The 25,332-nt window shown below is 68.5% G+C and carries 20 protein-coding genes; 6 read left to right on the top strand and 14 right to left on the bottom strand.

Features of this window, described 5'->3' with window-relative positions; translation table 11 throughout:
* Positions 1 to 134: 134 nt before the first annotated feature.
* Both DEH84_RS11530 and DEH84_RS11525 read right to left on the bottom strand, forming a co-directional pair.
* On the bottom strand, positions 135 to 1,940 hold the full coding sequence (locus DEH84_RS11530; RefSeq protein WP_109038353.1) for an aminopeptidase P family protein: 1,806 nt from the start codon (positions 1,938 to 1,940) through the stop codon (positions 135 to 137).
* A gap of 141 nt (positions 1,941 to 2,081) precedes the next feature.
* Positions 2,082 to 3,533: an NAD(P)/FAD-dependent oxidoreductase gene (locus tag DEH84_RS11525; RefSeq protein ID WP_109038352.1), complete on the bottom strand. Its 1,452-nt coding sequence runs from the start codon at positions 3,531 to 3,533 to the stop codon at positions 2,082 to 2,084.
* Positions 3,534 to 3,786: 253 nt separating this feature from the next.
* On the opposite strand from DEH84_RS11525, the gene DEH84_RS11520 reads away from it, so the two are divergent.
* A complete protein-coding gene (locus DEH84_RS11520) occupies positions 3,787 to 5,373 on the top strand; it encodes a serine/threonine protein kinase (protein WP_109036983.1) in 1,587 nt (528 codons plus the stop codon).
* A 21-nt stretch (positions 5,374 to 5,394) separates the two neighbouring features.
* On the opposite strand, the gene DEH84_RS11515 is transcribed toward DEH84_RS11520, so the two are convergent.
* Positions 5,395 to 5,931 carry a 3'-5' exonuclease gene (locus DEH84_RS11515; protein ID WP_109036982.1) on the bottom strand — a complete coding sequence of 179 codons (537 nt, stop codon included), beginning with the start codon at positions 5,929 to 5,931 and terminating at the stop codon, positions 5,395 to 5,397.
* A gap of 50 nt (positions 5,932 to 5,981) precedes the next feature.
* On the bottom strand, positions 5,982 to 7,238 hold the full coding sequence (locus tag DEH84_RS11510; RefSeq protein WP_245932572.1) for a GNAT family N-acetyltransferase: 1,257 nt from the start codon (positions 7,236 to 7,238) through the stop codon (positions 5,982 to 5,984).
* On the opposite strand from DEH84_RS11510, the gene DEH84_RS11505 reads away from it, so the two are divergent.
* Positions 7,237 to 8,946: an NAD+ synthase gene (locus DEH84_RS11505; protein WP_109036980.1), complete on the top strand. Its 1,710-nt coding sequence runs from the start codon at positions 7,237 to 7,239 to the stop codon at positions 8,944 to 8,946. The two genes, DEH84_RS11510 and DEH84_RS11505, sit on opposite strands and share 2 nt — an antisense overlap.
* 96 nt (positions 8,947 to 9,042) lie before the next feature.
* Complete coding sequence (locus DEH84_RS11500; protein ID WP_109036979.1) at positions 9,043 to 9,381, top strand: P-II family nitrogen regulator; 339 nt, start codon at positions 9,043 to 9,045, stop codon at positions 9,379 to 9,381.
* A gap of 7 nt (positions 9,382 to 9,388) precedes the next feature.
* On the opposite strand, the gene DEH84_RS11495 is transcribed toward DEH84_RS11500, so the two are convergent.
* From DEH84_RS11495 to DEH84_RS11475, 5 genes are all read right to left on the bottom strand, one after another.
* The gene (locus DEH84_RS11495) at positions 9,389 to 10,003 is read right to left on the bottom strand and encodes an LOG family protein (RefSeq protein WP_109036978.1); all 615 of its coding nucleotides are present in this window, start codon (positions 10,001 to 10,003) and stop codon (positions 9,389 to 9,391) included.
* 5 nt (positions 10,004 to 10,008) lie between these two features.
* Positions 10,009 to 10,596, bottom strand: a complete 588-nt coding sequence (locus tag DEH84_RS11490; protein WP_109036977.1) for an RDD family protein — start codon at positions 10,594 to 10,596, stop codon at positions 10,009 to 10,011.
* Positions 10,597 to 10,658: 62 nt separating this feature from the next.
* A complete protein-coding gene (locus DEH84_RS11485) occupies positions 10,659 to 11,465 on the bottom strand; it encodes a DUF3106 domain-containing protein (RefSeq protein ID WP_109036976.1) in 807 nt (268 codons plus the stop codon).
* Positions 11,462 to 12,127: a DUF3619 family protein gene (locus tag DEH84_RS11480; RefSeq protein WP_245932571.1), complete on the bottom strand. Its 666-nt coding sequence runs from the start codon at positions 12,125 to 12,127 to the stop codon at positions 11,462 to 11,464. Before DEH84_RS11480 ends, DEH84_RS11485 begins: the two co-directional genes overlap by 4 nt.
* On the bottom strand, positions 12,124 to 12,708 hold the full coding sequence (locus tag DEH84_RS11475; RefSeq protein WP_109038350.1) for an RNA polymerase sigma factor: 585 nt from the start codon (positions 12,706 to 12,708) through the stop codon (positions 12,124 to 12,126). The genes DEH84_RS11480 and DEH84_RS11475 overlap by 4 nt, the downstream gene beginning before the upstream one ends.
* Positions 12,709 to 13,030: 322 nt before the next feature.
* On the opposite strand from DEH84_RS11475, the gene DEH84_RS11470 reads away from it, so the two are divergent.
* The 3 genes from DEH84_RS11470 (at position 13,031) to ilvC (ending at position 16,601) form a co-directional block, all read left to right on the top strand.
* Positions 13,031 to 14,809 carry an acetolactate synthase 3 catalytic subunit gene (locus DEH84_RS11470; protein ID WP_109036975.1) on the top strand — a complete coding sequence of 593 codons (1,779 nt, stop codon included), beginning with the start codon at positions 13,031 to 13,033 and terminating at the stop codon, positions 14,807 to 14,809.
* A 185-nt stretch (positions 14,810 to 14,994) separates the two neighbouring features.
* The gene (ilvN, locus tag DEH84_RS11465; RefSeq protein ID WP_109036974.1) at positions 14,995 to 15,486 is read left to right on the top strand and encodes an acetolactate synthase small subunit; all 492 of its coding nucleotides are present in this window, start codon (positions 14,995 to 14,997) and stop codon (positions 15,484 to 15,486) included.
* A gap of 98 nt (positions 15,487 to 15,584) precedes the next feature.
* Positions 15,585 to 16,601: a ketol-acid reductoisomerase gene (gene ilvC / locus DEH84_RS11460; protein WP_109036973.1), complete on the top strand. Its 1,017-nt coding sequence runs from the start codon at positions 15,585 to 15,587 to the stop codon at positions 16,599 to 16,601.
* 79 nt (positions 16,602 to 16,680) lie between these two features.
* On the opposite strand, the gene DEH84_RS11455 is transcribed toward ilvC, so the two are convergent.
* From DEH84_RS11455 to rbbA, 5 genes are read right to left on the bottom strand one after another with little or no spacing between them, the layout of a single operon-like run.
* Positions 16,681 to 18,210 carry an efflux transporter outer membrane subunit gene (locus DEH84_RS11455; RefSeq protein ID WP_109036972.1) on the bottom strand — a complete coding sequence of 510 codons (1,530 nt, stop codon included), beginning with the start codon at positions 18,208 to 18,210 and terminating at the stop codon, positions 16,681 to 16,683.
* Positions 18,207 to 19,625 (bottom strand): bifunctional enoyl-CoA hydratase/phosphate acetyltransferase, encoded by a 1,419-nt coding sequence (locus DEH84_RS11450; RefSeq protein ID WP_109036971.1) that lies wholly within the window; start codon positions 19,623 to 19,625, stop codon positions 18,207 to 18,209. Before DEH84_RS11450 ends, DEH84_RS11455 begins: the two co-directional genes overlap by 4 nt.
* A 12-nt stretch (positions 19,626 to 19,637) precedes the next feature.
* The gene (locus tag DEH84_RS11445) at positions 19,638 to 21,371 is read right to left on the bottom strand and encodes a PHA/PHB synthase family protein (RefSeq protein ID WP_218929723.1); all 1,734 of its coding nucleotides are present in this window, start codon (positions 21,369 to 21,371) and stop codon (positions 19,638 to 19,640) included.
* A gap of 22 nt (positions 21,372 to 21,393) precedes the next feature.
* Complete coding sequence (locus DEH84_RS11440) at positions 21,394 to 22,521, bottom strand: ABC transporter permease (protein WP_109036969.1); 1,128 nt, start codon at positions 22,519 to 22,521, stop codon at positions 21,394 to 21,396.
* A 4-nt stretch (positions 22,522 to 22,525) separates the two neighbouring features.
* Complete coding sequence (gene rbbA, locus DEH84_RS11435; RefSeq protein ID WP_245932570.1) at positions 22,526 to 25,327, bottom strand: ribosome-associated ATPase/putative transporter RbbA; 2,802 nt, start codon at positions 25,325 to 25,327, stop codon at positions 22,526 to 22,528.
* Positions 25,328 to 25,332 lie beyond the last annotated feature (5 nt).

The following is a 25,332-nucleotide window of genomic DNA, read 5'->3' as shown; positions in this document are numbered from 1 at the left end:
ACAAAACACCGTGCAGGCAGTCTATGCAGCGCATGTCGCTTGCGTGTTCTATTTCATCGAACGGACACGGCATCAAGGTGTAACGTTTGCGCGCCGTGTTTCCAAAGCCCCCTCATGATGCGGGTTTACATGGATCACAGTGGCTGCGTGCGCGCCACCAGCCAGTCTCGCGCCGCCCCGTCGACGTGCGGCAGCAAGCGCTCGCGGACGGTCTGGTGGTACGCGTCGAGCCAGGCCACCTCGTCTTCACGCAACAGGCTGCGGTCGATGCACCGGGTGTCGATCGGGCACAGGCTCAGCGTCTCGAACGCCAGGTAGTCGCCATGTTCGGGCGTGCCCGGTTCGGCATCCGGCCGCGCCGAGGGCACAGCCACATTGAGCACCAGGTTCTCGATGCGGATGCCCCACTGGCCCGGTCGGTAGAGTCCCGGCTCGATCGACGTGATCATGCCGGCGTGCATGGCCATGTCCGGGTGGGGCACGGCTTTTGAAATCGATTGCGGGCCCTCGTGCACGTTGAGGAAGTAGCCGACACCGTGCCCCGTGCCATGGCCGAAGTCCAGTCCCTCGGCCCACAGCGGCGCGCGCGCGATGGCGTCCAGCATGGGCGCCAGCGTGCCCTTGGGGAAGCGCGTGCGCGACAGGGCCATCGTGCCCTTGAGCACCAGCGTGAAGTCGCGCTTCTGCGCGGGTGTCGGGGTGCCGATGGCCCACACGCGGGTGATGTCGGTGGTGCCGCCCAGGTACTGCGCGCCCGAGTCGATCAGCAGCAGCCCGTCGGCCACCAGGCCCTGGGGCGTGGAGATCATCGCGTGCGCGTCGGGCGTGGCACGGTAGTGCGGCAGGGCGCCGTTCGCGTTGAAGCCCGCGATGGTGGGAAAACTCAGCGACACGTAGCCGGGCTGGCGTGCGCGCTCGGCGGTCATGCGCTCGTCGACGGTGAGCTCGCTGATCGCCTCGCGGCCCAGTGCCTGCTCGAGCCACGCATAGAAGGCGCACATGGCGGCGCCGTCGCGCGCCATGGCCTCGCGAATGTGCTCGGACTCGGCCTCGGTCTTGCGGGACTTCGCCAGGGTGCTCGGGTTGATCGCTTCGAGGACGCGCACGCCCTCGGGCACGGCTTCACGCAGTCCCCACGTGGTGCGCTTGGGGTCCAGCCAGAGCACCGCGCCGGCCGGCAGCGCGGACAGCGCCGCCAAGGCTTCATCGTAGGGGCGGCACTGCACGCCGTCGGCAGCCAGGCGGGCAGCCAGTGCCGTGTCCACCTTGCCGACGCCCACGAACAGCTCGGCCCGGTCCGGCGCAATCAGCAGGTGGCCCAGAAACACCGGGTTGTATTCGACATCGGCGCCTCGCAGGTTCAGCACCCAGGCGAGGTCGTCGAGCGTGGCCACCCAATGGTGCGTCGCCCCCCGTTCCTGCAGCGCGGCGCGCATGGCGGCCAGCTTGTCGGCGCGCGGGGTGCTGGCGTGCGGGGGCAGGTGCTCATAGACCGGTGCGGCGGGCAGGGCCGGGCGATCGGGCCAGGCCTCGGCCAGCACGTCTTCTCGTGTGTGCAGCTGCCATGCGGCGCCCGTCATGCCGGTCAGGGCGTCCCGCAGCTGCTGGGTCTGTGCCAGGCCCATCACCGCGCCGTCGGCCGCCAGCGTGGCCGGCCCGTCCGACACCGGCAAGGCGCCCAGCCAGGCCACATAGGCGGGCACCGGCGCGCCATCCAGCTTGACCAGTTCGACGCCGGTGCCTGCCAGTTCGGCTTCGGCCTGCGTCCAGTAGCGGCTGTCGGTGAACAGCGCGGCGCGGTCGGCCGCCACCAGCAGCGTGCCCGACGAGCCCGTGAAGCCGCTGAAGTGGGCGCGGCCTTCCCAGCGCGCCGGCAGGTATTCGGACAGGTGCGGGTCGCTGCTGGGCAGCAGCACGGCGTGCCAGCCCCGTGCGGCCATGGTGGCGCGCAGGGTGGACAGTCGGGCCGGAATGGGCGAGGCGAGCGGGGCGAGGGCTTGGGGGGCGTTCACGGTCTGGTCCAGCGGAAATCGACCACCGATGTTGCCATGCCGCGGCGCCTCATGCCGCGCACGCGGGCTTCAGCCGACCTTGGGTGGGGCGCTGGCCGGGACGGGCTGTGCCTCGTCGACCCGCATCAACACCTTGTTCGGCTCGAGTGCGTGCGGGTCCGGAAACACCCGTGCGTGGCGCTGTGAGGTGAAGTAGGCCCAGGCCCAGTCCATCATCACCACCAGGCGGTTGCGGAAGCCGATCAGGAAGTAGACGTGAACGAAGAGCCAGAACAGCCAGGCCACAAAGCCGCTGAAGCGCACCTGCTTGCGGGTGAAGGGCAGTTCGACCATGGCCACCGCCGCGCGCTTGCCGATGGTGGCCAGCGAGCCATAGTCGAAGTAGCGGAAGGCCTGCGGCTCGAGCCCCTTCATGCGGCGGATGATGTTGAACGCCGCCTTGCGGCCCATCTGCTTGGCCCCGGGGCTGACGCCGGGCACGGGGGTCGGCTTGGCCGGATCCAGATAGCTCCTGGCGTTGGCCAGGTCACCCACCACATAGATGTTGGGGTGGTGGGGGATCGTGAGGTCGGGTTGCACCACGACGCGGCCGGCGCGGTCGAGTTCGCAGCCGGTGGCCTTGGACAGGGCCTTGCCCAGTGGCGACGCGGCCACGCCGGCCGCCCAGATCACGGTGCGTGTCGGCAGGAAGTGCGATACGGCCTGGGTGGTGCCGTCGGGCTGGTGCTCGGTGAGGTCGTAGTGAATGCCGAAGGCCGTGATGTTGGTGACCCGTGCACCCGGCAGCACCTCGGCGCCCAGGCCTTCAAGCTGCTCCTTGGCCCGCTGTGACAGGTCCTCGCTGAAGGTGCCCAGCACACGCGGGGCGCCCTCCAGCAGCACGATGCGGGCCTCGCGCGAGTCGATGCGGCAGAACTCGGCGCTGAGCGTCTGCTGGGCGATCTCGGCCATCGTGCCGGCCATCTCGACGCCCGTCGGCCCCGCACCCACCACCGCAAAGGTCAGCCAGGGCAGACGCTTGACGGGATCGGTCTCGCGCTCGGCCTGCTCGAAGGCGGTCAGCACGCGGCGGCGAATGGTGAAGGCGTCGCCCAGTGTCTTGAGGCCCGGTGCGTACTTGGCCCAGTCATCGCGCCCGAAATAGCTGTGGGTGGCCCCGGCCGCCACGATGAGGTGGTCGTAATGAAGGTGCTCTCCGCCATCCATCTGCACGCATGACGAGGCGGTGTCGATGCCCGTCACCTCGGCCATCAGCACCGTAAGCTGGCCCTTGGCGATCTGCTTGCGCAGCACGTGGCGGATGGGCGCGGCGATCGCGGGGGCCGAGAGCCCGGCCGTGGCCACCTGGTAAAGCAGCGGCTGGAACAGATGGTGGTTGGTGCGGTCGATGACCACGATGTCCACCGGCGCGGCCGCCAGCGCCTGGGCGGCTTCCAGCCCGCCGAACCCGCAGCCGATGATCACCACACGCGGGCGGCCACCCGGTGTACGGTCTGGGGAAGGCAGGGGCGGCGTTTCCATCTGTCGCATGAGGTGGGCTTTCGGCAGAAGCAAAGGGGCGGTTATACCCTCATCCGCCCGCGGTCTGTGGCGCGGAACATGACGGTTCTCCACTCGATCATGGGGCTTCTTTCGTCTATTGACGGCTTTTTTCCATTCGGTGCCACGCAAGGGTGGGCGGGCCGGCTTTTCAGCAGGGCGTTTCCGCCCTGTCATCGGGGTGCGTTAAGCTGGCAGGCTGATCGTCTTTGTGGCTGTCGCTTCACCGTACCCCATGCCGCTCCTGTCTGCACACGATGTGCTGCCGCCTGGCACCCGACTGGGTGAGTTCGAGATCCAGCGCGTGCTGGGCTCGGGCGGTTTCGGGGTGGTGTACCTGGCACTCGATCACACCCTGGAGCGCCGCGTTGCCGTCAAGGAATACATGCCTTCCGCGCTGGCGGTGCGAGGGGCGGACCATGCCCTGAGCCTGCGCCCCGGGGCGGACGCGGGCGCATTCGAACTGGGGCTGCGCTCGTTCGTGAACGAGGCGCGGCTGCTGGCCCGGTTCGACCATCCTTCGCTGGTCAAGGTGCATCGCTTCTGGGAGGCCAATGGCACGGCCTACATGGCCATGCCGTATTACCAGGGGCGCACACTGCAGGAAGCCCGTCGCGAGATGGGTGAGCCGCCCGACGAGGCCTGGCTGCGGCGTCTGATCAACCCGCTGCTGGGCGCGCTCGAGTGCCTGCATCGCGAGCAGGTCTACCACCGTGACATCGCGCCGGACAACATCCTGCTGCTGGATGACGAGCACGGTGAGGGCCATGGGCGTCCCGTTCTGCTGGACCTCGGCGCCGCGCGTCGCGTCATCAGCGACCACACGCAGGCGTTGACGGCCATCGTCAAGCCGAGCTTTGCGCCCATCGAGCAGTATGCCGAGACCACCCAGCTTCGGCAGGGGCCTTGGACGGACCTGTACGCGCTGGCTGCGGTGGTGCACTTCTGCATCACCGGGCGCCCGCCGGTGCCGGCCACCGCGCGCACGCTGCACGACGAACTGCCGTCCCTGAAGGACATGGCGCCCGCGCTGGCCAGCGGCTTCAACCGCGACTACAGCACGGTGTTCCTGGCGGCGATCGACCACGCGCTGGCGGTGCGCCCGCAAGACCGCCCGGCGTCGGTGCTGGCCTGGCGCGAAGAGTTGGCCGGCATCGTGAGCGTGCCGCGTGCCGACGCGGCAGACGGCGGGCGGGACGATGCCTTGATGCCCACCGTGCTGGTCAGGCCAGCCGGCGAGGCCTTCGCGACCACCGCGCCCGCGGCCAGCGTGCTGGCGGCGCCCGCGACCCAGCCCTTGCCCCGACCGGGCGCGCCGTCCACCGCCACGGGCGCCGCGCCCGATGCCTCGCAAACAAGCGATGACGCTGCGCCGTCCGCTTCGTCATCGCCGCTGAGCGGCCGGTTTGCGCGCACGCGGCGCGCCACCTGGGCCGGCATCGCGGGCGTGTTCACGCTGGCAGTGGCGGGGCTGGGCTGGTTCGGCTCGCGGCCGGCTGTGCCTTCTGTCGCGCCGGCTGCCTCGGCCGTCCAGTGGGTGTCGGCCGGGCCTTCTGCGCCGTCCGTCATGCCGCCAGGGCCGGACGCCGCCAGCGCGGTCAGCGCCGGTGCCAGCGGCGCCACCGACAAGGCCCGACCGGAGGACAAGAAGCGAGAGGCGCGTCCGGGCCCGCTGAACCCGCGCGCGGCGTGCGCCGGCAAGTCCTTCATCTTCCTGGCCATCTGCATGAAGCAGCATTGCAGCCGGTCGGCCTACAAACGCCATCCCGAGTGCGTGCGCATGCGCCGGCAGGAAGAAGCGCAGCGCAACATGCAGCCCTGAGCCAGAGGGGCCGTCCTGTCCTCAGGCCGCCGTCTGATGGGCCGTGTCCGGTCGCAGCGCCACCAGCGTCTGCTGCAGCACGCGGGCATCGGCACTCGCCCGGTGACGCGCCAGGCCCATGCGCGCCGCCACCTGCTGCTTCACCTCGTGCCACCGCGCAGCCTCGGCCTCGTCCAGCAGCGCCCGCAGGTTCTCCATCCGGAAGGACGGCGTGCGGTCGGCCACGTCATACAGCCGGCCCAGCCAGGTGTAGTCGTGCGCCCAGGCGTCCGAATACACCGTCTGCCCGTGCAACTGGTCGTTCAGCGCTTCGCACACCACCCGGGGCGCTCGCCCGTGGCGGGACAGCTGTTCCCGGGCGATGCCGTGCACGGAGGCGGCTGCGGCGTCCCAGTGCTGCCAGTCGGGCTCGGGGCAGATCAGGCTGCACCAGGCGCGACCATCCGGCAGCACGAACCCCACTTCGATCGGGTAGCTGCCATGGCCGAAGCCCGACGCCTCGATGTCGATGATGGTGGGTGGGAAGGGGGCGCTGCTGGCCTGCGGGGAGAGGATCATGGGGGCCCTGATGTCTGTGTGTTGAATGTGCCCCCATGTCGACGGGGCCGTCACGTCGGGGGATCCCCCGCCTTGAAGGGCTGCCGCTCTTCCAGTTCGTTCAGGTAGTAGCCGATGCCGCGCTGCTCGCGGTCGAGGAAGTCGGCCACCGCCTGGCGCAGCCCGGGATGGCGCAGCAGGTGCACGGAGTGCGTGGTGACAGGCAGCAGGCCGCGTGCCAGCTTGTGCTCGCCCTGCGCGCCGCCCTCGAACCGCTGCATGCCCTGTGCGATGCACCAGGCGATGCCCTGGTAGTAGCAGGCCTCGAAATGCAGGCAGGACACCGATTCAAGCGCGCCCCAGTAGCGCCCATAGGCCACTCCTGCCTGCGGATCGACCGCCAGCAACGAGGCCGCGATGCGTTCGCCGTCGCGCACGGCAATGAACATCGTCCAGCAGTCTGGCAGCGCCGCGCCCACCTGATGCCAGAAGGCGTGAGCCAGGTAGGGGCGTTGGCCGTGCTCCAGATAGGTGCGCGTGTAGCAGCGGTGAAAGAAATCCCAGTCCGCCTCGGTGATGGCCGCGCCCTGCTTCACCTCGAAGCGCACACCGGCCTCGGCCACCTTGCGCCGTTCCTGCTGGATCTTCTTGCGCTTCTCGCGCTGCAGGGTGCCGAGAAAGTCGGCGAAATCGGCATACGGCGTGCCGCTGCGGTTCAGCCAGTGGAACTGCACGCCGGGCCGCTTCAGCCAGCCCCGCTCGGCCGCCCGGGTGGCCTCTTCGTCCTGCAGGAACAGCAGGTGGGCCGACGACCAGCCCTGATCCTCACACCGCGCGGCCAGGGCATCGAGCAGGCGGCCCTGCCATGCGGCACGGGCGGGCGCGGGCACACTCGGGTCGACCAGCAGCCGCGACCCCGGGATGGGCGAGAACGGCACCGCGCTCAGCAGTTTGGGGTAGTAGTGCGTTCCCTGGCGGGCCAGTGCGCGGTCGTGCGCGTCGGCCCAGGCCCAGTCGAACACGTACTCGCCATAGGAATGGTCCTTGGCGTAGGCCGGGCACGCGGCGCGCAACCGGCCTGCAGCATCGTGCAGCAACAGAAACTGCGGATGCCAGCCAGTGGCCGGGGCCGCACTGCCCGTGTCATGCAAGGCCCGCAGGAAGGCATGCCGCAAAAACGGGTTCGCGCCCTCGGCGGGAAGCAGCGCATCCCAGGCGTCGGCGTCGATCAGACCCGGGTCATCCACCCAGGTGATGCTGCAGTCACCCGACAGGGCCGCTACCATGCTGGCTTGCGCGTCTGCGCCGTCTGCTTGAATCCTGCTCATGAATGCTGTGTCGTCCGCGGCCCGTCCTGCCCAAGCGCTGAACGTGGCCCTGCTGCAAATCAACCCGGTCGTCGGTGACCTGGCCGGCAACGCCCGCCTGATCGTGGACGCGGCCCGCCAAGCGTACGCGCAAGGCGCGCGCCTTGCCGTCACGCCGGAAATGGCCTTGTGCGGCTACCCCCCGGAAGACCTGCTGCTGCGCCCGGCCTTCGTGGCAGCGTGCGACCAGACCGTGGCCGACATCGCGGCCCGGCTGGCCGACCTGCCAGACCTGCATTTGGTGCTGGGGCACCCGCAGACCGCCCCGGGCGCTGGCTTGCGCGGGCGCTCGCACGCGGTGCCGGGGCTGTTGAACGCCGCCAGCCTGATCGCAGGCGGCCAGGTGCGCGCCAGCTACGCCAAGCGCGAGTTGCCCAACTACCAGGTCTTTGACGAGCGCCGCTACTTCATCGGCGGTCGCGAAGCGGGGCTGGGCCCTGTCGTGGTCGATGTGCTGGGCTGGCGCCTGGGCCTGCTCGTGTGCGAGGACGCCTGGTTCGACGAGCCCGCCCTCGCCGCGCTGGGGCAGGGCGCCCAGGCCCTGGTCGTGCTGAACGCTTCGCCTTTCCACACCGGCAAATGGGGCGAGCGCGAAGCCCTGATGGGCGAGCGTGCCCGCCAGCTCGGCGTGCCGCTGGTCTATGCGCACATGGTGGGCGGGCAGGACGAGGTCGTGTTCGACGGCGCCTCGTTCGCCGTCGACGCGCAGGGCGCCGTGCAGGCGCGCGCACCCAGTTTCGAAACCGCCACCCTGCCGCTGACGCTGCAGCCCGACGGCAGCGTGCAGGGCGCGCTGGCCGACGTGCCATCGGCCGATGCCGAGATCTGGCAGGCGCTGGTCATCGGCGTGCGCGACTACCTGGGCAAGAACGGCTTCCCCGGCGCCATCATCGGCCTATCCGGTGGCATCGACTCGGCGCTGGTGCTGGCCATCGCCGTCGACGCCCTGGGCCCCGACAAGGTGCGCACCGTGATGATGCCGTCGCCCTACACGGCCGACATCTCCTGGATCGACGCGCGCGACATGGCCGACCGACTGGGCGTGCGCCACGACGAAATCGCCATCGCGCCCGAATTCGAGGCCTTCAAGGCCTCTCTGGCACCGTTGTTCGTGGGTCGCGCCGAGGACACCACCGAAGAGAACATCCAGGCCCGTATCCGCGGCACGCTGCTCATGGCCCTGTCCAACAAGACCGGCGCCATCGTGCTGACCACGGGCAACAAGAGCGAGATGGCCACAGGGTACTGCACGCTGTATGGCGACATGGCCGGCGGCTTTGCCGTGATCAAGGACCTGGCCAAGACCGTGGTCTACCGGCTGGCGCGTTGGCGCAACGCCCAGGCCGCCGCGGCCGGGCAGGTCGAGCCCATTCCCGAGCGCATCATCACGCGCCCGCCCTCCGCCGAACTGCGGCCGGATCAGACCGATCAGGACAGCTTGCCCGAGTACGACGTGCTCGACGCCATCCTCGAGCGCTACATGGAGCAGGACCAGTCCATTGAGGAGATCGTGGCTGCCGGCTTCGAGCGCGCAGATGTTGACCGGGTCACCAGCCTGATCAAGATCAACGAATACAAGCGCCGCCAGGCCCCGGTCGGCATCCGCATCACCTACCGCGCATTCGGGCGGGACTGGCGCTACCCGATCACTTCCCGCTTCCGCGCCTGAGCGCGAGACGTGCTTAAATAGCCATCATGCGGCGCAACATGGCGCCCGCGCGGCTTGCCGATTTCCCCACTTCGCAGACTTATCCGGAGTTCCTCCATGAAACAGATCACCGCCGTCATCAAACCGTTCAAGCTCGAAGAAGTCCGCGAAGGCCTGGCTGAAGTCGGCGTGACCGGTCTGACCGTCACCGAAGTGAAGGGTTTCGGACGCCAGAAGGGCCACACCGAGCTTTACCGCGGCGCCGAATACGTGGTCGACTTCCTGCCCAAGGTCAAGATCGAGGTCGTGGTGAAGGATGGCGACGTCGATCGCTGCATCGAAGCCATCGTCAAGGCCGCCAAGACCGGCAAGATCGGCGACGGCAAGATCTTCGTGACGGCGGTCGAGCAGGTCGTGCGCATCCGCACTGGCGAGACCGACGAATCGGCCGTCTGACGCCGCTTCAGATCTCGGGCGACACGCCGCCAGGACCCGGCTCAGGCTGGTCCGGCGGCGTTTGCACTTGCAGACGGGCGTGCTCGTCCTCGATGCGGTCGAGCAGCGTCGTGATGTCATCCCCGATCATCAGCAGTTCCTGCACATCCGGCCAGAGGAAGCCACCATCCCGGCAGCCGTCGATGAAGCGCAGCAGGTGGTCGTAGTAGCCGGCCACGTTGAGCAGGCCCAGCGCCTTGCGGTGGTAGCCCAGCTGCCGCCAGGTCCACACCTCGAAGATCTCTTCCATCGTGCCGATGCCGCCGGGCAACGCCAGAAAAGCGTCCGACTGCATGGCCATGTTGTGCTTGCGCGCGTGCATGGTGTCCACCACCTGCAACTCGGTGAGACGGCCGTGCCCCATCTCTCGCGTCATCAGGCGCTCGGGGATCACGCCGATCACCGGCGCACCCGCGTCGAGTGCAGCGTCCGCTACCGTGCCCATCAGGCCCGTGCTGCCGCCGCCGTACACCAGCTGCCAGCCGCGCTCGCCGATCTGGCGGCCCACTTCACGCGCCGCAGCCACGTGGGCCGGATCCAGCCCGTCACGCGAGCCGCAGTACACACACAGAGACAGGGACATGGTGGTCAGGCCGCGTGCACGGCGTCGGGGTTGGCTGTTGGCGCGGCGTCCGGCCGCGTGTCGATGAGGCTGGTGCCGCTCAGCACATCATGCAGGAACTGACGGCGCGGCAGCACAAAGCTCGACACGGCATACAGCACCATCCAGCCCACCAGGGCGGCAAACAGCTGGCGGCCCTGGGTCAGGCCGAGCACTTTCGGCAGCAGCAGGCCCGGCATCAACCACAGCCAGGCCAGCACATGGCGCAGCAAGGCACGGGGCAGGGTCACGCCCTCGCCATCCCGGCCCACCACCCGCAGGTGCCAGGTCTTCATGGCGAGCGTCTGGCCGGTCTGCACCCAGCACCATGTGTAGTACAGCGCGAAGGCCAGCAGCAGCGCTGCCCACAGCCCGTGACGGCCCTCGAGGCCGTGCCGCTGGTTGGTCGCGATGCCGTACACCAGGCCCACCGGCACCGCGATGCCGAACACCAGCACGCCCTCGTAGACGAACGAGGTGACACGGCGCCTCAGGCGCGGCGCGGTGGCGCGGGCCCGGGTGGCGGTTTCTTCAGCGGTGAGGGGGCGGTACGTGTTCGTGGGCCGGGCGGACATGGCGAAAGGCGGTCAGACAAGCAGCCGCGAACGATACACCAGCGCAGCCGACGCGAATCGACTCAGTCCGGCAGGTCGTGATCGCGGTCGGCCGGCATGGCGCCGCCCATGCCGGCGCCCTGCGCACCTTTGCGGGGCAGCAGGGTGACCGGGTCGACAAAGACCCGGGTGGCGGTGATCTTGGGCAGGCCCGCCTGCTGGTGCAAAGGCGGGGTGGCCGGCTGCGTCACCAGCCGCGTGGTCGCGCCGGGCCCTTCCTTGATCAGTGCCGGAGCGACCACGGTGGGTGCGGGGGCGCGCCGCTGTCCGGCAGCCGGCACGACGTTCGCCTTGCGCCCGTCGGCCGTCACGAGGCGGCGGCTGTTCTGGCTCGGTGCCGAAGAGGCCGCGCTGCTCGCCATGCTGGCCGGATCGGCCTTCTGGCGTGCCTGGCGGCCCAGTTGGTCACGGTCTTCCGCGGAGAGCGCCTGGTAGGCCTCCCATTTCTGCTGCCGCTCGGAGGGACTCAGCTGGCGCGCCTGCTGGAAGCGCAGCCGTGCCTCGCCGCGCTCGGTGGCAGGCAGCGATGCCCACTGGTTCATGCGCTCGCGCAGGCGCTGCTGTTCGGTGGCGGTGAGCTTGGGGTAGCGAACGGCCACCTGCAACCATTTTTCGCGGCTGGATGCGGGGAGATCGCCCCACTGCGCGGCCAGGGGCTGCAGCACTTGCCGCTGGGCGGGTGTGAGCGACTGCCAGGCCGGTGCGCCGGCCTGTGCGGTCTGGGCGCTCGCGGGCCCTTGCGCGCGCGCCAGGCTCACCGCCGCCGGGCCGAGTGCCACCAGGCACAGCGCAACCAGCAGGGTGGGGGAGGCGCAGCGCGTCAACGTCATGGCGTCACGGCGGGCGCGACCTCGCCGCCTTCCTCTTCCACGGCTGCCTCCAGTTCGACGGGCGGCTGCACCGAGACCTCGATGTCCGGCGTGCTCACGGCTTCCACCGCCATCGCGGGTGCCGTGTCGTTCTGGAGGAACTCGGCAAAGCCCGGGTCGGCATAGGCGTCCGGCGGCAGGTCGTCGCTCAGGAGCGCCGTGTCGACATCGGCCGCGGCTTCCGTTTTCTCGATCTGGTGATAGTGATGCACGCCCCACAGGCCAGCCACGAGCGCCATCACCGGCAGCACCGAGGCCAGCTTGAGGCCCCAGGACAGCCGACCCTCGTCGAGGCGGCGGCCATGACCGGGCTGACGCGCTGCACCTTCGTGCCACCCCGCCACGGGGGCCGAGAAACCGCCTCCAGTGCCCGTGGCACCCGCGCCTGCCAGGCCCAGGTGCACCACGGGCGTCGCGATGTGCACGCTGGAGGGCGCGGTGCGCACACGGGCCTCACGGGCCGTGCGCACCGCCTGTTCACGTGCCACGCGCAAGCGCTCGGCCACGTCATGGGGCACACACCGCGCACCTCCTTCCAGGCGCGCGCTCAGGCGCAGGGCAAAGCGGGCCTCGAGGGCCTCGCGTTGCGCTGCGTTCAGCGGGGGAGTCGGGCGGGTCTTCACAATGTGATTCCACGAAGTTGAAGGGCTTTGGCCAGGGCCTGGACGGCGCGCGAGCAGTGCGTCTTCACGCTGCCTTCGGAACAACCCATGGCGGCGGCGGTCTCTGCAACATCCAGTTCCTCCCAGTAACGCAGCAGAAACGCTTCCCGTTGACGCGCCGGCAACTTTGCGATCTCTTCTTCGATCTGCCCCAGGGCTTCCGTGCGCGCCGCAGCATCATCTGCACCTTCCGTGCCACCGTCCTGAGCCGTCAGCGCTTCCAGCAGGTCGAAGTCGCCGTCGCCGTCGCCAGCTGCGGCTTCCAGGTCGCCGATGTTGGTGAACACGGCGTTGCGCACCTTCTGGCGGCGGAACCAGTCCAGGGTGGCGTTCGACAGAATGCGCTGGAACAGCATCGGCCACTCGTTCGCGGGGCGGTCGGCGTAGCTCTGCACCAGGCGGATCATGCTGTCTTGCACGATGTCCAGGGCCGCATCTTCGTCGCGGACGGCGTACACCGTGCGTTTGAAGGCGCGACGCTCGACGCTCCTGAGAAAGTCGTCGAGTTCTTCTTCTGGGGTGGGGCTGGGAAGAGGGGTCAAGACCAAAAGCCGGACGGCGGCGTATGACGCGGCGGATTATGGCACCCGCTTGCCCGGCATCATGCCGCGGGGCCGGTTTGCTTGAAGTCGTGTCAGGGAATGCAATAATGTCGGTTTTGCGCCATTTCGATCTGGCTTGTGCTCGCCCGCATCAACAGGCGACGTGCCCAGGCCGCGCAGGCTCCGAAACCGCCTCACGAGGGCGAGCACGCTGGCAATCCGTTGCCGCAGTGCTGCTGTTGCCACCCGCCCGGGTGGTGGCCGTGTAAGAGGGGCACCGATCGTTTTTCGTTAGAGAAATTCGGAAAGGTTCTTCTTCATCATGGACATGTCTCCCGCAGACGCCAAGCGCGCCGCAGCTGCCGACGCCAACTCCGCCGCCCACGGCGAAATCCTCAACGGTTCCGACATCCTCGTGCGCTGCCTGCAGGCCGAGAGCGTCAAGTACATCTGGGGCTACCCCGGTGGCGCCGTTCTGTACATCTACGACGCCCTGTACAAGCAGGACACGATCGAGCACGTGCTGGTGCGCCATGAGCAGGCCGCCGTTCACGCGGCCGATGGCTATGCGCGCGCCACAGGCGAAGTCGGCGTGGCCCTCGTGACTTCCGGCCCTGGCGTGACGAACGCCATCACCGGCATCGCCACCGCGTACATGGATTCCATCCCGATGGTGATCATCACCGGGCAGGTGCCCACGGCCGCGATCGGCCTGGACGCCTTCCAGGAGTGCGACACCGTCGGCATCACCCGCCCCATCGTCAAGCACAACTTCCTGGTGAAGGACGTGGCGGACCTGGCCTCGACGCTGAAGAAGGCCTTCCACATCGCCCGTACCGGCCGTCCCGGTCCGGTCGTGGTCGACATCCCGAAGGATGTCTCGCTGAAGACGACCGCCTTCCACTACCCCGAGTCGGTGGAAATGCGCTCGTACAACCCGGTGCGCAAGGGCCACGGCGGTCAGATCCGCAAGGCCGTGCAGCTGCTGCTCAACGCCAAGCGCCCCTACATCTATGTGGGCGGCGGCGTGGTGCTGGCCAACGCCCACAAGGAGCTGCGCGAGCTGGCCGACATGCTGGGCTTCCCCTGCACGAACACGCTGATGGGCCTGGGTGCGACCGCCGCTTCCGACCCGAAGTTCCTGGGCATGCTGGGCATGCACGGCACCTACGAAGCCAACATGACCATGCAGCACGCTGACGTGGTCATCGCCGTGGGCGCCCGCTTCGACGACCGCGTGATCGGCAACCCCAAGCACTTTGCCCAGGTCGAGCGCAAGATCATCCACATCGACATCGACCCCTCGTCGATCTCGAAGCGCGTCAAGGTCGACATCCCCATCGTGGGCGACGTCAAGGACGTGCTGCTGGAGCTGATCGCCCAGGTCAAGGAATCGGCGCAGAAGGTCGACCAGCAGTCGCTGGCCGCCTGGTGGAGCCAGATCAACGAATGGCGCAAGCGCGAATGCCTGCGCTACAAGACCTCGAACGACGTCATCAAGCCGCAGTTCGTGCTCGAGACGCTGGGTCGCCTGACCGCCGGCACCGACCACTACATCACGTCCGACGTCGGCCAGCACCAGATGTTTGCCGCGCAGTACTGCCGCTTCGAAGAGCCGCGTCGCTGGATCAACTCCGGTGGCCTGGGCACGATGGGCGTGGGCCTGCCGTACGCCATGGGCATCAAGCTGGCCAAGCCCGAATCGGATGTGTTCTGCATCACCGGCGAAGGCTCGATCCAGATGTGCATCCAGGAGTTGTCGACCTGCCTGCAGTACAACACCCCGGTGAAGGTGCTGTCGCTCAACAACCGCTACCTGGGCATGGTGCGCCAGTGGCAGCAGCTGGATTACGGCGGCCGCTACTCGCACAGCTACATGGACGCGCTGCCGAACTTCGTGAAGCTGGCCGAGGCCTATGGCCATGTGGGCATGCTGGTCGAGCGTCCGGAAGACGTGGAAGGCGCCCTGAAGGAAGCCATCGCGCTGAAGGACCGCACCGTGTTCCTCGACATCCGCACCGACCCCACCGAGAACGTGTGGCCGATGGTGCAGGCCGGCAAGGGCATCTCCGAGATGCTGCTGGGCTCCGAGGAACTCTGATCCGCCACGCCAACTGACACCGAGGCCCGATCCGGTCGGGGTAGAACCAAGGCCCGTGCTTTCCGGCACGGGCGGAGGGTTCGCTCAAGCCGGTCGGGCGCATGCACAACGACTTCCCATCGTGCGCGGGCCACGGGCCCGGGGTTACCGCCCCGGGTGCTCAAGAGCCCGCCAGGACGATCACCATGAAACACATCATTGCCCTGCTGCTGGAAAACGAAGCCGGCGCCCTGTCCCGCGTTGTCGGCCTGTTCTCGGCCCGCGGCTACAACATCGAGAGCCTGACGGTCGCCACCACGGAAGATCCGTCGCTGTCGCGCATGACCATCGTCACGCATGGCTCCGATGACGTGATCGAGCAGATCACCAAGCACCTGAACCGACTGATCGAGGTGGTCAAGGTCGTCGACCTGTCCGAAGGCCCGTACACCGAGCGTGAACTCATGCTCATCAAGGTGCGCGCCGTGGGCAAGGAACGCGAAGAGATGAAGCGCATGGCTGATATCTTCCGCGGCCGGATCATCGACGTGACGGACAAGACCTACACCATCGAACTCACTGGCGACGCATCCAAGCTTGATGCCTTCATCGAGGCCATCGACCGCGCTGCCATTCTCGAAACCGTGCGCACCGGGACCAGCGGGATCGGGCGCGGCGAGCGCATCCTGCGCGTCTGACTCTCCGCAGTCTCTTTCTCCCGCTGATTTCCGCTGTCACTGCAACAACCCGCTTGAGTCCATCAAGCAACCATTCGTTTTTCGACGGAGCACAAAACATGAAGGTCTATTACGACAAGGACGCCGACCTGAGCCTGATCAAGGGCAAGAACGTCGCCATCATCGGTTACGGCTCGCAAGGCCACGCCCACGCTCAGAACCTGCGTGACTCGGGCGTCAACGTGACCGTCGGTCTGCGCAAGGGCGGCGCCTCGTGGTCGAAGGTCGAAGCCGCTGGCATCAAGGTGGCCGAGGTCAACGACGCCGTGAAGGGCGCTGACGTCGTCATGATCCTGCTGCCGGACGAGAACATTCCCGACGTCTACAAGAACAACGTCGAGCCGAACATCAAGCAAGGCGCCGTTCTGGCGTTCGCCCACGGCTTCAACGTGCACTACAACCAGGTCGTGCCCCGCGCCGATCTGGACGTGATCATGGTCGCCCCGAAGGGCCCTGGCCACACCGTGCGTTCGGAATACCTGAAGGGCGGCGGCGTGCCTTCGCTGATCGCCGTGTACCAGGACAAGTCCGGCAAGGCCAAGGACATCGCGCTGTCGTACGCTGCGGCCAACGGCGGCACCAAGGGTGGCGTGATCGAGACCAACTTCCGTGAAGAAACGGAAACCGACCTGTTCGGCGAGCAGGCCGTGCTGTGCGGCGGTGCCGTCGAGCTGGTGAAGATGGGCTTCGAAACCCTGACCGAAGCCGGCTACGCGCCGGAAATGGCCTACTTCGAGTGCCTGCACGAACTGAAGCTGATCGTCGACCTGATGTACGAAGGCGGCATCGCCAACATGAACTACTCCATCTCGAACAACGCCGAGTATGGTGAGTACGTGACCGGCACGGAAGTGATCAACGAGAAGTCGCGCGAAGCCATGCGCAACGCCCTGAAACGCATCCAGACCGGCGAATACGCCAAGATGTTCATCCAGGAAGGCAAGACGAACTACCCGAGCATGACCGCTCGCCGTCGTCTGAACGCCGTGCACCCGATCGAGACCGTGGGTGCCGAGCTGCGCGCCATGATGCCCTGGATCGCCAAGAACAAGCTGGTCGACCAGTCGAAGAACTGATCGGGCTGCCGGCGCAAGCCGGCTTGCTTGTCAGATTGAAAAGCCGCCGAGGTGCAAGCCCGGCGGCTTTTTCTTTGCCTCAGCGCGGTGCGCGCTCGGCGGTCTCTGCCCGAGAGGCTGTCTCGTCCTGCCAGCCACCTCCGATGGCCTGGTAGAAGGCGATGGTGGCGCGTGCGCGGGCCGCCTGGGTCTGGATCAGTTCGTCTTCGCGCTGCAGCGCCGTGAGGCGGGCTTCGAGCGCGGGCTGCAACAGCGTGCTGCCTTGTTCGAACAGGCGTTGGGCGTGGCGGGCTGCGTCGTTGCCGTGCTGCAGCGAGGCAGCGAGCTGCGTGGCGCGCTGATCGAGTGCGTGGCGCATGCCGTAGGCGTTCTCCACGTCTTCCAGTGCGCTCAGCACCGCCTGTTCGTGCTGCACGGCGGCGGCTTCCAGCCGCGCGTCGGCCGAGGCAATGCGCGCGCGGATGCGGCCGCCTTCGAAGATGGGCAGACGCATGCCGACGCCCCAGGCCGTGAACTGGTCGCGTGCGCCCAGGTTGTCGCCGATGCTCAGGCGCCCGTCGGTGTTCAGGAAGCCGAGGTAGAAGCTGGGCAGCAGTTCGGCCTTGGCGCTGCCGAGGCGGGCGGCCAGGGCGCGCACCTGGCGCGCGGTGCCGCGCACGTCGGGGCGCTGTTCCAGCACCGACGAAGGCAGCACGGTGGGCAGCGCGGTCGGGATGACGCTGGCGTTGGCCGGGGCGGCGGCGGTGGGCGTGGGCAGGGTGGTCAGGGCGCCGGGCGTCTGGCCCGAGAGCACCGCCAGGCGGCGCAGGCGCGAGGCGAGCAGACCCTGCAGCGGCGCGCGCTGGCCTTGCACGTTGGCCAACTGGGCCTGGGCGCGGTCGATGTCGGCACGGCTGGCCTGGCCTGCCGTGAAGCGGCCGCGCACATAGCGCAGCAGGGTCTGGAGCGTGGCCTCGACCCGGTCGAGCACGGCCAGGCGGTGTTCGATGGCGCGGGCCTCGGCATAGTTGGCTGCGATGTCACCGGCCACCAGCAGCTGGGCGCCATGCACGCGTTCGGTCTGCGCCAGCTCGGCCTCGCGGGCGGCGTCGATGTCGCTGCGGCGGCGGCCGAACAGATCGACCTCCCAGGCGGCGGCCAGGCCGAAGCCGTCGAAGCGGCTGATGGGCACGCGGACATCAGGCAGGGTCACGGGCAGGCCTTCCGGTGTGGAGGGCAGGACGTCCTGACGGTTGCGCCCGATGCCTCCAAAGCCCGACAGCGTCGGATACAGCGCCGATTCGGCCTGGCTGATGACGCCGCGCGCCTCTTTCACGCGCGCCAGCGCGATCCGCACATCGGCGTTGGCGTGCAGGCTTCGTTCGATGAGCGCATGCAGGGCGGGGTCGGGCACCTGGCGCCACCAGCGTGCGGTGTCGGGCAGGGCGGTGCCGGGCTCGGTGGGGGCTTCGGCAAAGTGCGCCGGGGTGGCCACGCCGTTGGCGGGCAGGTCGACGCGCACCAGGGTGCAACCGCACAGGGTGGCCACGGCGCAGGCGAGCAGCAGGCGCTGCGTGTGCCGCCCAGCGGAGGCGTGCGGAACAGACAGTCGGTCGGCAGACGCGTTCATGTGATCGGGTGTTCGGTTGTGAGCCGGCCGTCGGCATCGTGCAGCAGCAGAGCCAGCGCGGCCGAGGCGAGCCGCGTGCGCGGGCTGTCGGCCGGGTTGGTGAGGATGATGGGGACGCGCGTGCCGAGCACGATGCCGGCGACGTCGGCATCGGCCAGCAGCGAGAGCTGCTTGACCAGCATGTCGCCTGTCTCCAGGTTGGGCACGACGAGCACGTTGGCCTGGCCCGCCACGGGTGACTGCGGATGTTTGAGGCGGGCGATGCGCTCGTTGATGGCCGCGTCCAGTGACAGCGGACCATCCACGATGCCGCCGGCGATCTGGTGGCGTTCCAGCATCTTGCACAGCGCGGCCGCATCCATCGACGAGCTCAGCGTGCTGTGCACGGTTTCCGCCGCCGACAGGATGGCCACGCGTGGCTCGCTCAGTCCCAGCGTGCGCGCCAGGTCGATGGCGTTTTGCACGATGTCGCGCTTGTCTTCCAGTGTGGGCTGGATGTTGATGGCCGCGTCCGTGACGATGAAGGGCCGCGGGTAGGTCGGCACATCGGCGATGTAGGCATGGCTGACGCGGCGGTGGGTGCGCAGGCCGTAGCCGTGGTCCATCACGGCGTGCATCAGCGTGCCGACTGGCAGGGCACCCTGCATCACCGCCTGCACATCACCTTCCCGGGCCAGGGCCACGGCGTGGTGGGCGGCCGCCGTCGGCCCGGGCGCTTCTTCGATCTCGCACCCGTCGAGCTTGAGTTGCAGCTGCTCGGCCTGGGCACGGATGCGGCTGCCGTTGCCCACCAGCACGGGCATCAGCAGGCCTGCGTGGGCGCATTCCAGTGCGGCCGTCAGCGTGTGCTCGTCATCCGGCCACACCACGGCACAGCGCAGCGGTGCATGTGATTGCACGAGGCCCATCAATTGATCGAAGCGCTCGTGGCGATGCAGATGCACCTCGGGTAGGCTGTTGGGCAGGCGGCTCACCTTGGTCTGCGGGGCCAGCACCTCGGCCTCGCCGGTGATGACGGGCTTGCCGAGCTGGTTGGTGCACAGGCAGTCGAGCCGCACGCGGTTGTTGGCCTCCTTGGCCTTCACCGTGACGGTGACCGTGATGCGGTCGCCCAGGCCCACGGGCCGCATGAACTGCAGCGTCTGGCCGACGTAGATGGTGCCCGGCCCGGGCAGCTTCGTGCCCAGCACGGTCGAGATCAGTGTGCCGCCCCACATGCCGTGGGCAATGACCTTGTGAAAGGGGGTGTCGCGGGCGTAGGCCTCATCCAGGTGCGCCGGGTTGACGTCGCCGCTGAGGATGGCGAAGAGCGCGATGTCGTCCTTGTTGAGCGTGCGCACCAGCGAGGCGCTGTCGCCCACGGACAGCTCGTCGTAGGTGCGGTTCTCCAGCAGGGCGGGGGTGTCGTCGGTCATCGGGGTCTCCGCTCAGGGCACGCGCACGTAATCGCCCGGTGCGTCGGGCAGGGCCTTCTTGCGGCCACCGGGCAGGCCCATGCGGGGCGGGGCCACGAGGCCGCTGGAATGCTCGACCAGCCAGGTCTGCCACGCCGGCCACCACGAGCCTTCCACGCGCGGGGCCGTGGCCTGCCAGGTGTCCGGGTCCACATAGTGTTCGTCGGCCGGGCGGTGGTGGATCTGGTAGTGCCGGCGCGGGTGACCGGGCTCGCTGACGATGCCGGCGTTGTGCCCGCCGCTGGTCAGCACGAAGGTGAGGTCGATGGGCAGCAGGTGCAGCTTGTAGACCGACTTCCACGGTGCCACGTGGTCGGTCACGGTGCCCACGGCAAAGGCCGGCATGCGGATGTCGGTGAACCACACGGGGCTGCCGTCGACCTCGTAGCGCCCGCTGGCCAGGTCGTTGTGCAGGAAGAGCTTGCGCAGGTATTCGGAGTGCATGCGGTAGGGCATGCGCGTGGTGTCGGCGTTCCAGGCCATGAGGTCGTTGGGCTCGCCGCGCTGGCCCAGCATGTACTCCTTGAGCACGCGCGACCAGATCAGGTCGTTGGAGTGCAGCAGCTGGAAGGTGCCCGCCATCTGGCTGCCTTTGAGTACGCCTTCCTCGGCCATCATGGCTTCGATCAGGCTGACCTCGCTGTCGTTGATGAACAGCAGCAGCTCGCCGGCTTCGGTGAAGTCACCCTGGGCCGCAAACAGGGTCATCGTGGCCAGGCGGTCGTCGTGGGCGCGGCCCATGGCCGCGGCGGCGATCATCAGCATCGTGCCACCCAGGCAGTAGCCCACGCCGTGCACCTTGCGGTCGGGCACGATGCGGTTGATGGTGTCGAGCGCGGCCATCACGCCGAGTTCGCGGTAGCAGTCCATGCCCTTGTCGCGGTCGTCGGCCGTGGGGTTCTTCCACGAGATCATGAACACCGTGTGCCCCTGGTCGACCAGGTACTTCACCAGCGAGTTCTGCGGCTGCAGATCGAGGATGTAGTACTTCATGATCCAGGCCGGCACGATGAGGATGGGCTCGGCGTGCACCTTGTCGGTGGTGGGGCTGTACTGGATGAGCTCGATGAGGTCGTTGCGCATCACGACCTTGCCGGGCGTGATGGCCACGTTGCGGCCCACCTCGTATTGCTCGGCGCCGGACGGCGGCAGCCCGCGCACCAGGTGCTGCCAGTCGTCGAACCAGTTCTGGCCGCCGCGCACCAGGTTCATGCCGCCTTCCTTGGCGGTGGCCTGCAGCACTTCGGGGTTGAGCCAGGGCAGGTTCGAGGGCGACATCATGTCCAGCCACTGCCGTGCGGCAAAGGTGGCGGTTTCCTCGGTCTTGTGGCCCACGCCGGGCACGTCGTGCGTGGCGCGGTCCCAGGCGCGCTGCATCAGCAGAAAGCCTTCGGCCCAGGCGTTGAAGGGAAAGCGCCGCCAGCCTTCGGACTTGAAGCGCTTGTCTGCGGGCACCTCGTCTTCGGGCGACAGCACCCGCTCGGTCGTGGCCTGGGCGTCTTCGATGAAGCGCTTCATCAGATCAAGCTGCTTGCCCGGCGCGGTGCCCAGGTGGCCCAGCCAGTCGAGGTAGACCAGGGCGGCCTGCACCGGCGAGATGCCGCCCGTGATCTGGCCCACGGTGGCCTGCGCATGGCGGTCGAGCTCGTTGACCCAGTTCTGCCAGGCGTCCGGATCCGGGGTGGGGGGCGTGCAAGGGGTGGTCATGCTCATAGCTCCTGGGTTGGCATCAGCCCTGTCGGGCCAGCATCGATCTGAAACGCGACAGCGCGATGACGAGGAAGAAGGCGCCGGCCGCGGTCACGATCAGCAACTGTGGCCAGACGATGTCGAGCCCGGCGTCCCGGTACAGCACCGACTGCACGAGCCGCACGAACTGCGTGGTGGGCGAGAACTGCACCAGCTGCTGCACGCGCGGCGGCATGCTTTCCACCGGCGTGGCGGCGCCCGACAGCAGGTACAGCACCGCGTACACCGGCGACGACAGCAGCCCGAACTGTGGCATCGACGACGCGAGCGTGGCCAGCATGATCCCGAGCGCCGTGACGGCAAAGAGGTAGACCGTGGTGGCCAGCAGGATGAGGGGCACCGAGCCGGCCAGCGGCACGCCCAGCCACAGGTGCACCACCAGCCACAGCGACAGCATCACGGCCAGCACGATCACGGCGCCGTTGGCGATGATCTTGGCGAGGGCGATCTCGCTCGGGCGCACGGGCATGACCAGCAGGTGCTCGATGGTGCCGTGCTCGCGCTCGCGGATCACCGCCGCGCCCACCAGGATGATGGCCAGCACCGTCACGTTGGTCACGATCTGCATGACGGCCGTGAACCAGTGCGACTGGGTGTTGGGGTTGTAGAGCACGTGCATCACCGGCCGGGTGGGCAGGCGCGCCTCGATGCCCTGCTGGTGGAAGAAATCGAGCAGTTCGCGGTAGAAGATTTCGTTGAGGTAGACCACACCCAGGCCGGCCTGGGTCATGGCGGTGGCGTCGACCAGCACCTGCACGGTGGGCGCGCGGCCGGCCAGCACATCGGCCTCGAAGCGCGGCGGGATGTCGATCACGAAGATCAGGTCGCCGCGGTCCATGGCCGGGGCGGCGGCCTGCGGCGTGGTGTCCACCGGGGGCTTGAAGTAGGGCGGTCGGATGGCGTCGCGCAGGCGGTGCGACAGCGCCGAGCGGTCGCCGTCGATGATGCCCACCGAAGCGTTGGCCACCTCCGCCTTCACCCCCTTGGCCGTGCTGTAGATGGCCACCGAGAACGCGAAGACGATGAGCGCCATCAGCGGCAGGTCGCCGGCCAGGCTGCGCAACTCCTTGCCCGACAGGCGCAGCACGTTGAGGATCCATTGCCGCATGGCCTCAGGTCTCCTGCTTGCGCACGGCCAGCCGCGCGGCGGTCAGGTACAGCACACCGAAGCCCAGCAGCGCGGCGTACATCGGCCCGAAGCTCTCCAGCCCCAGGCCCTTGGTGAAGGTGCCCAGGCTGATCAGCTGGAACCACGACGACGGAAAACCCAGCCCCACCCAGCGCGCGCTGCCCTCCAGCGTCGACACCGGGTACAGCAGCCCCGAAAAGTTCACCGAGGGGATCATGCAGAGGATGGCCGTGGCGAATGTGGCCGCCACCTGCGAACGCAGAAAGGCCGACACCAGCAGCCCCAGCGCCGTGCCGGCGAACACGAAGCACAGCGCCCCGAGGCTGAGCGCGATGAAGCTGCCCTTGAGCGGCACCTGCAGCAGCGTGACGGACAGGCCCACCAGCGTCAGGTAGCTCAGCATGGCCAGCGCGATGTAGGGCAGTTGCTTGCCGATCAGGAACTGCGCCACCGTGGCCGGCGAGGCGTACAGGTTCACGATCGAGCCCATCTCCTTCTCGCGCACCACGCCCAGCGCGGTCAGCATGCTCGGGATGATGATCAGGCACAGCATCAGCAGGCCGGGCGTGAAGGCGTAGATGCTGCGGAACGACGGGTTGTAGACGAAGCGCGGCTCGAACCCGGCGGGCAGGGCAACCGGCGTCACGCCCGGGGTCTCGCGCGACAGGCGCATCGCGTGCTCCAGCAGGATGCCGCGCGCATAGCCGCGGATGTTCTCGGCGGTGAAGGGCTGTGCGCCGTCGATGTAGAAGCCCACTTCCGGCTGCCGGCCGGCCAGCAGGTCGCGACCGTAGCCGGGCGGAATGTCGATCACGAGCAGCACGTCGCGCCGCTGCAGCCGCGGGCTGATCTCGGCCATGTCGTGCAGGGGCGGCTTCTGCACGAAGTAGCGCGAGCCCTCGAAATGCGAGATGAGCTGGCGGCTGTCGTGGCTCTGATCGTGGTCCAGCACCGCAAAGGCCACACGCTCGATGTCGAACGAGATGGCCCAGGCCGCGGTCAGCAGCAGGATGATGGGGCCCAGCAGCGCAAAGGTCAGGCGGATGCGGTCACGGCGCAGCTCCATGCCTTCGCGCCGGGCAAAAGCCCACATGCGGGCCAGCCAGCCGAGTCGTGCCGCGCGGCCGGCATCGGGCGCTTGCGCTGTGGTGGCCGTATCCGGCTGTGGCTCACTGGATGAGCGGGTGTCGGCCTGAGCGGCATCCCGGGCGGCCTGCACCGTGGTGTCGGCGGCTTCCAGGCAGGTGATGAAGGCGGCTTCCAGTGTGGGAGCGCCATGCTGCTGGCGCAGGTCTTCCGGCGAGCCCACGGCCAGCACCGTGCCGCGGTGCATCAGCGAGATGCGGTCGCAGCGCTCGGCCTCGTTCATGAAGTGGGTGGACACGAAGATGGTGACCTGCTCGTCGCGCGACAGCCGCACCAGATGCCGCCAGAACAGGTCGCGCGCCGCCGGGTCCACCCCCGAGGTCGGTTCGTCGAGGATCAGCACCTCGGGCCGGTGCAGACAGGCCGCGGCCAGCTGCAGCCTCTGGCGGATGCCCAGCGGCAGCGCCGAGGGCATGGCCTCGGCATGGTCGGCCAGCTCGAACTGCGTCAGGGCCTGGGCAATCGCGCGGTCGGCTGCATCGCTGTCCATCCGGTACAGCTGCGCGTGCAGACGCAGGTTGTGCACCACGCTCAGCTCTTCATACAGCGAGAAGGCCTGCGACATGTAGCCCACGCGCATCCGCGTGGCCAGATCCCGGGCGTTGATCGGCTGGCCCAGCAGGCTCGCCTCGCCACTGCTGATGTCGAGCAACCCGGTCAGCATCTTCATCGTTGTCGTCTTGCCGCAGCCGTTCGAGCCGAGGAAGCCAAAGATCTCGCCCCGTTCGATGCGGAAGCTCACATCGCTGACCGCCACGAAGTCGCCGAAGCGCCGCGTGAGGTGGCGGGCCTCGATGGCGGCCGGCCCGTCGGACGGCGCGCGCGGCGGGATGACCAGCGGCTCGCCACTGCCGCGCCGCGCGGGTGGCAGCATCGCGATGTAGGCCGATTCCAGCGTGCCCTGGGGGGCCGTGGCGAGCACGTCGGCCGTGGGCTTGCACACCAGCACGCGGCCGGCGTCCATGGCCACCAGCACCTCGAAGCGCTCGGCTTCTTCCATGTAGGCGGTGGCGACGATTACCGTCATGCCGGGACGTTCCTGGCGCAAGGCTTCGACCAGTGCCCAGAACTGCCGGCGCGACAGCGGGTCGACCCCCGTGGTCGGCTCATCGAGGATCAGCAGGTCCGGGTCGTGGACCAGCGCACAGCACAGCCCCAGCTTCTGCTTCATGCCGCCCGACAGCTTGCCGGCCGGGCGGTCCCGGAAGGGCGACAGGCCGGTCGCGTCCATCAGGCGCTGGCTGCGGGCGGCCCGCTCGTGTGCGCCCTGACCGAACAGGCGCGCGAAGAAGTCGATGTTCTCGGCCACCGACAGCGTGGGGTACAGGTTGCGGCCCAGCCCCTGCGGCATGAAGGCCACGCGCGGCGCGAGCCGATGCCGGTCGGCGGCCCAGGCCACGTCCAGCCCGAGCACCTGCACCTGGCCCTGCTGCAGGCGCCGCACGCCCGCCATCAGCGACAGCAGCGTCGACTTGCCCACGCCATCCGGGCCGACCAGGCCGATGGTCCGGCCTGCGGGCAGTTGCAGGCTCACGTCATCCAGCGCGAGGGTCTCGCCATGGCGATGCGACACGCCCTGCACGTCGACCGCGAGGGCGTGTGAGGGCGGCATGTTCGGGAGGATGCCGGTGTCCGTCATGGGCC

This window comes from Aquabacterium olei (assembly GCF_003100395.1).
In the GTDB taxonomy this organism is placed as follows: domain Bacteria; phylum Pseudomonadota; class Gammaproteobacteria; order Burkholderiales; family Burkholderiaceae_C; genus Aquabacterium; species Aquabacterium olei.
This window is presented reverse-complemented; position numbering and strand designations above follow the sequence as displayed.

Excerpts from the sequence above, each read along its gene's own strand:
- DEH84_RS11525 (WP_109038352.1), bottom strand. The coding sequence starts at position 3,533 with ATGGAAACGCCGCCCCTGCCTTCCCCAGACCGTACACCGGGTGGCCGC.
- ilvC (WP_109036973.1), top strand. The coding sequence starts at position 15,585 with ATGAAGGTCTATTACGACAAGGACGCCGACCTGAGCCTGATCAAGGGC.
- DEH84_RS11445 (WP_218929723.1), bottom strand. The coding sequence starts at position 21,371 with ATGACCACCCCTTGCACGCCCCCCACCCCGGATCCGGACGCCTGGCAG.
- DEH84_RS11450 (WP_109036971.1), bottom strand. The coding sequence starts at position 19,625 with ATGACCGACGACACCCCCGCCCTGCTGGAGAACCGCACCTACGACGAG.
- DEH84_RS11470 (WP_109036975.1), top strand. The coding sequence starts at position 13,031 with ATGGACATGTCTCCCGCAGACGCCAAGCGCGCCGCAGCTGCCGACGCC.
- DEH84_RS11495 (WP_109036978.1), bottom strand. The coding sequence starts at position 10,003 with ATGTCCCTGTCTCTGTGTGTGTACTGCGGCTCGCGTGACGGGCTGGAT.
- DEH84_RS11440 (WP_109036969.1), bottom strand. The coding sequence starts at position 22,521 with ATGCGGCAATGGATCCTCAACGTGCTGCGCCTGTCGGGCAAGGAGTTG.
- rbbA (WP_245932570.1), bottom strand. The coding sequence starts at position 25,327 with ATGACGGACACCGGCATCCTCCCGAACATGCCGCCCTCACACGCCCTC.
- DEH84_RS11485 (WP_109036976.1), bottom strand. The coding sequence starts at position 11,465 with ATGACGTTGACGCGCTGCGCCTCCCCCACCCTGCTGGTTGCGCTGTGC.
- DEH84_RS11520 (WP_109036983.1), top strand. The coding sequence starts at position 3,787 with ATGCCGCTCCTGTCTGCACACGATGTGCTGCCGCCTGGCACCCGACTG.
- DEH84_RS11490 (WP_109036977.1), bottom strand. The coding sequence starts at position 10,596 with ATGTCCGCCCGGCCCACGAACACGTACCGCCCCCTCACCGCTGAAGAA.
- DEH84_RS11455 (WP_109036972.1), bottom strand. The coding sequence starts at position 18,210 with ATGAACGCGTCTGCCGACCGACTGTCTGTTCCGCACGCCTCCGCTGGG.
- DEH84_RS11515 (WP_109036982.1), bottom strand. The coding sequence starts at position 5,931 with ATGATCCTCTCCCCGCAGGCCAGCAGCGCCCCCTTCCCACCCACCATC.
- DEH84_RS11510 (WP_245932572.1), bottom strand. The coding sequence starts at position 7,238 with ATGAGCAGGATTCAAGCAGACGGCGCAGACGCGCAAGCCAGCATGGTA.
- DEH84_RS11505 (WP_109036980.1), top strand. The coding sequence starts at position 7,237 with ATGAATGCTGTGTCGTCCGCGGCCCGTCCTGCCCAAGCGCTGAACGTG.
- DEH84_RS11530 (WP_109038353.1), bottom strand. The coding sequence starts at position 1,940 with ATGGCCGCACGGGGCTGGCACGCCGTGCTGCTGCCCAGCAGCGACCCG.
- DEH84_RS11500 (WP_109036979.1), top strand. The coding sequence starts at position 9,043 with ATGAAACAGATCACCGCCGTCATCAAACCGTTCAAGCTCGAAGAAGTC.
- ilvN (WP_109036974.1), top strand. The coding sequence starts at position 14,995 with ATGAAACACATCATTGCCCTGCTGCTGGAAAACGAAGCCGGCGCCCTG.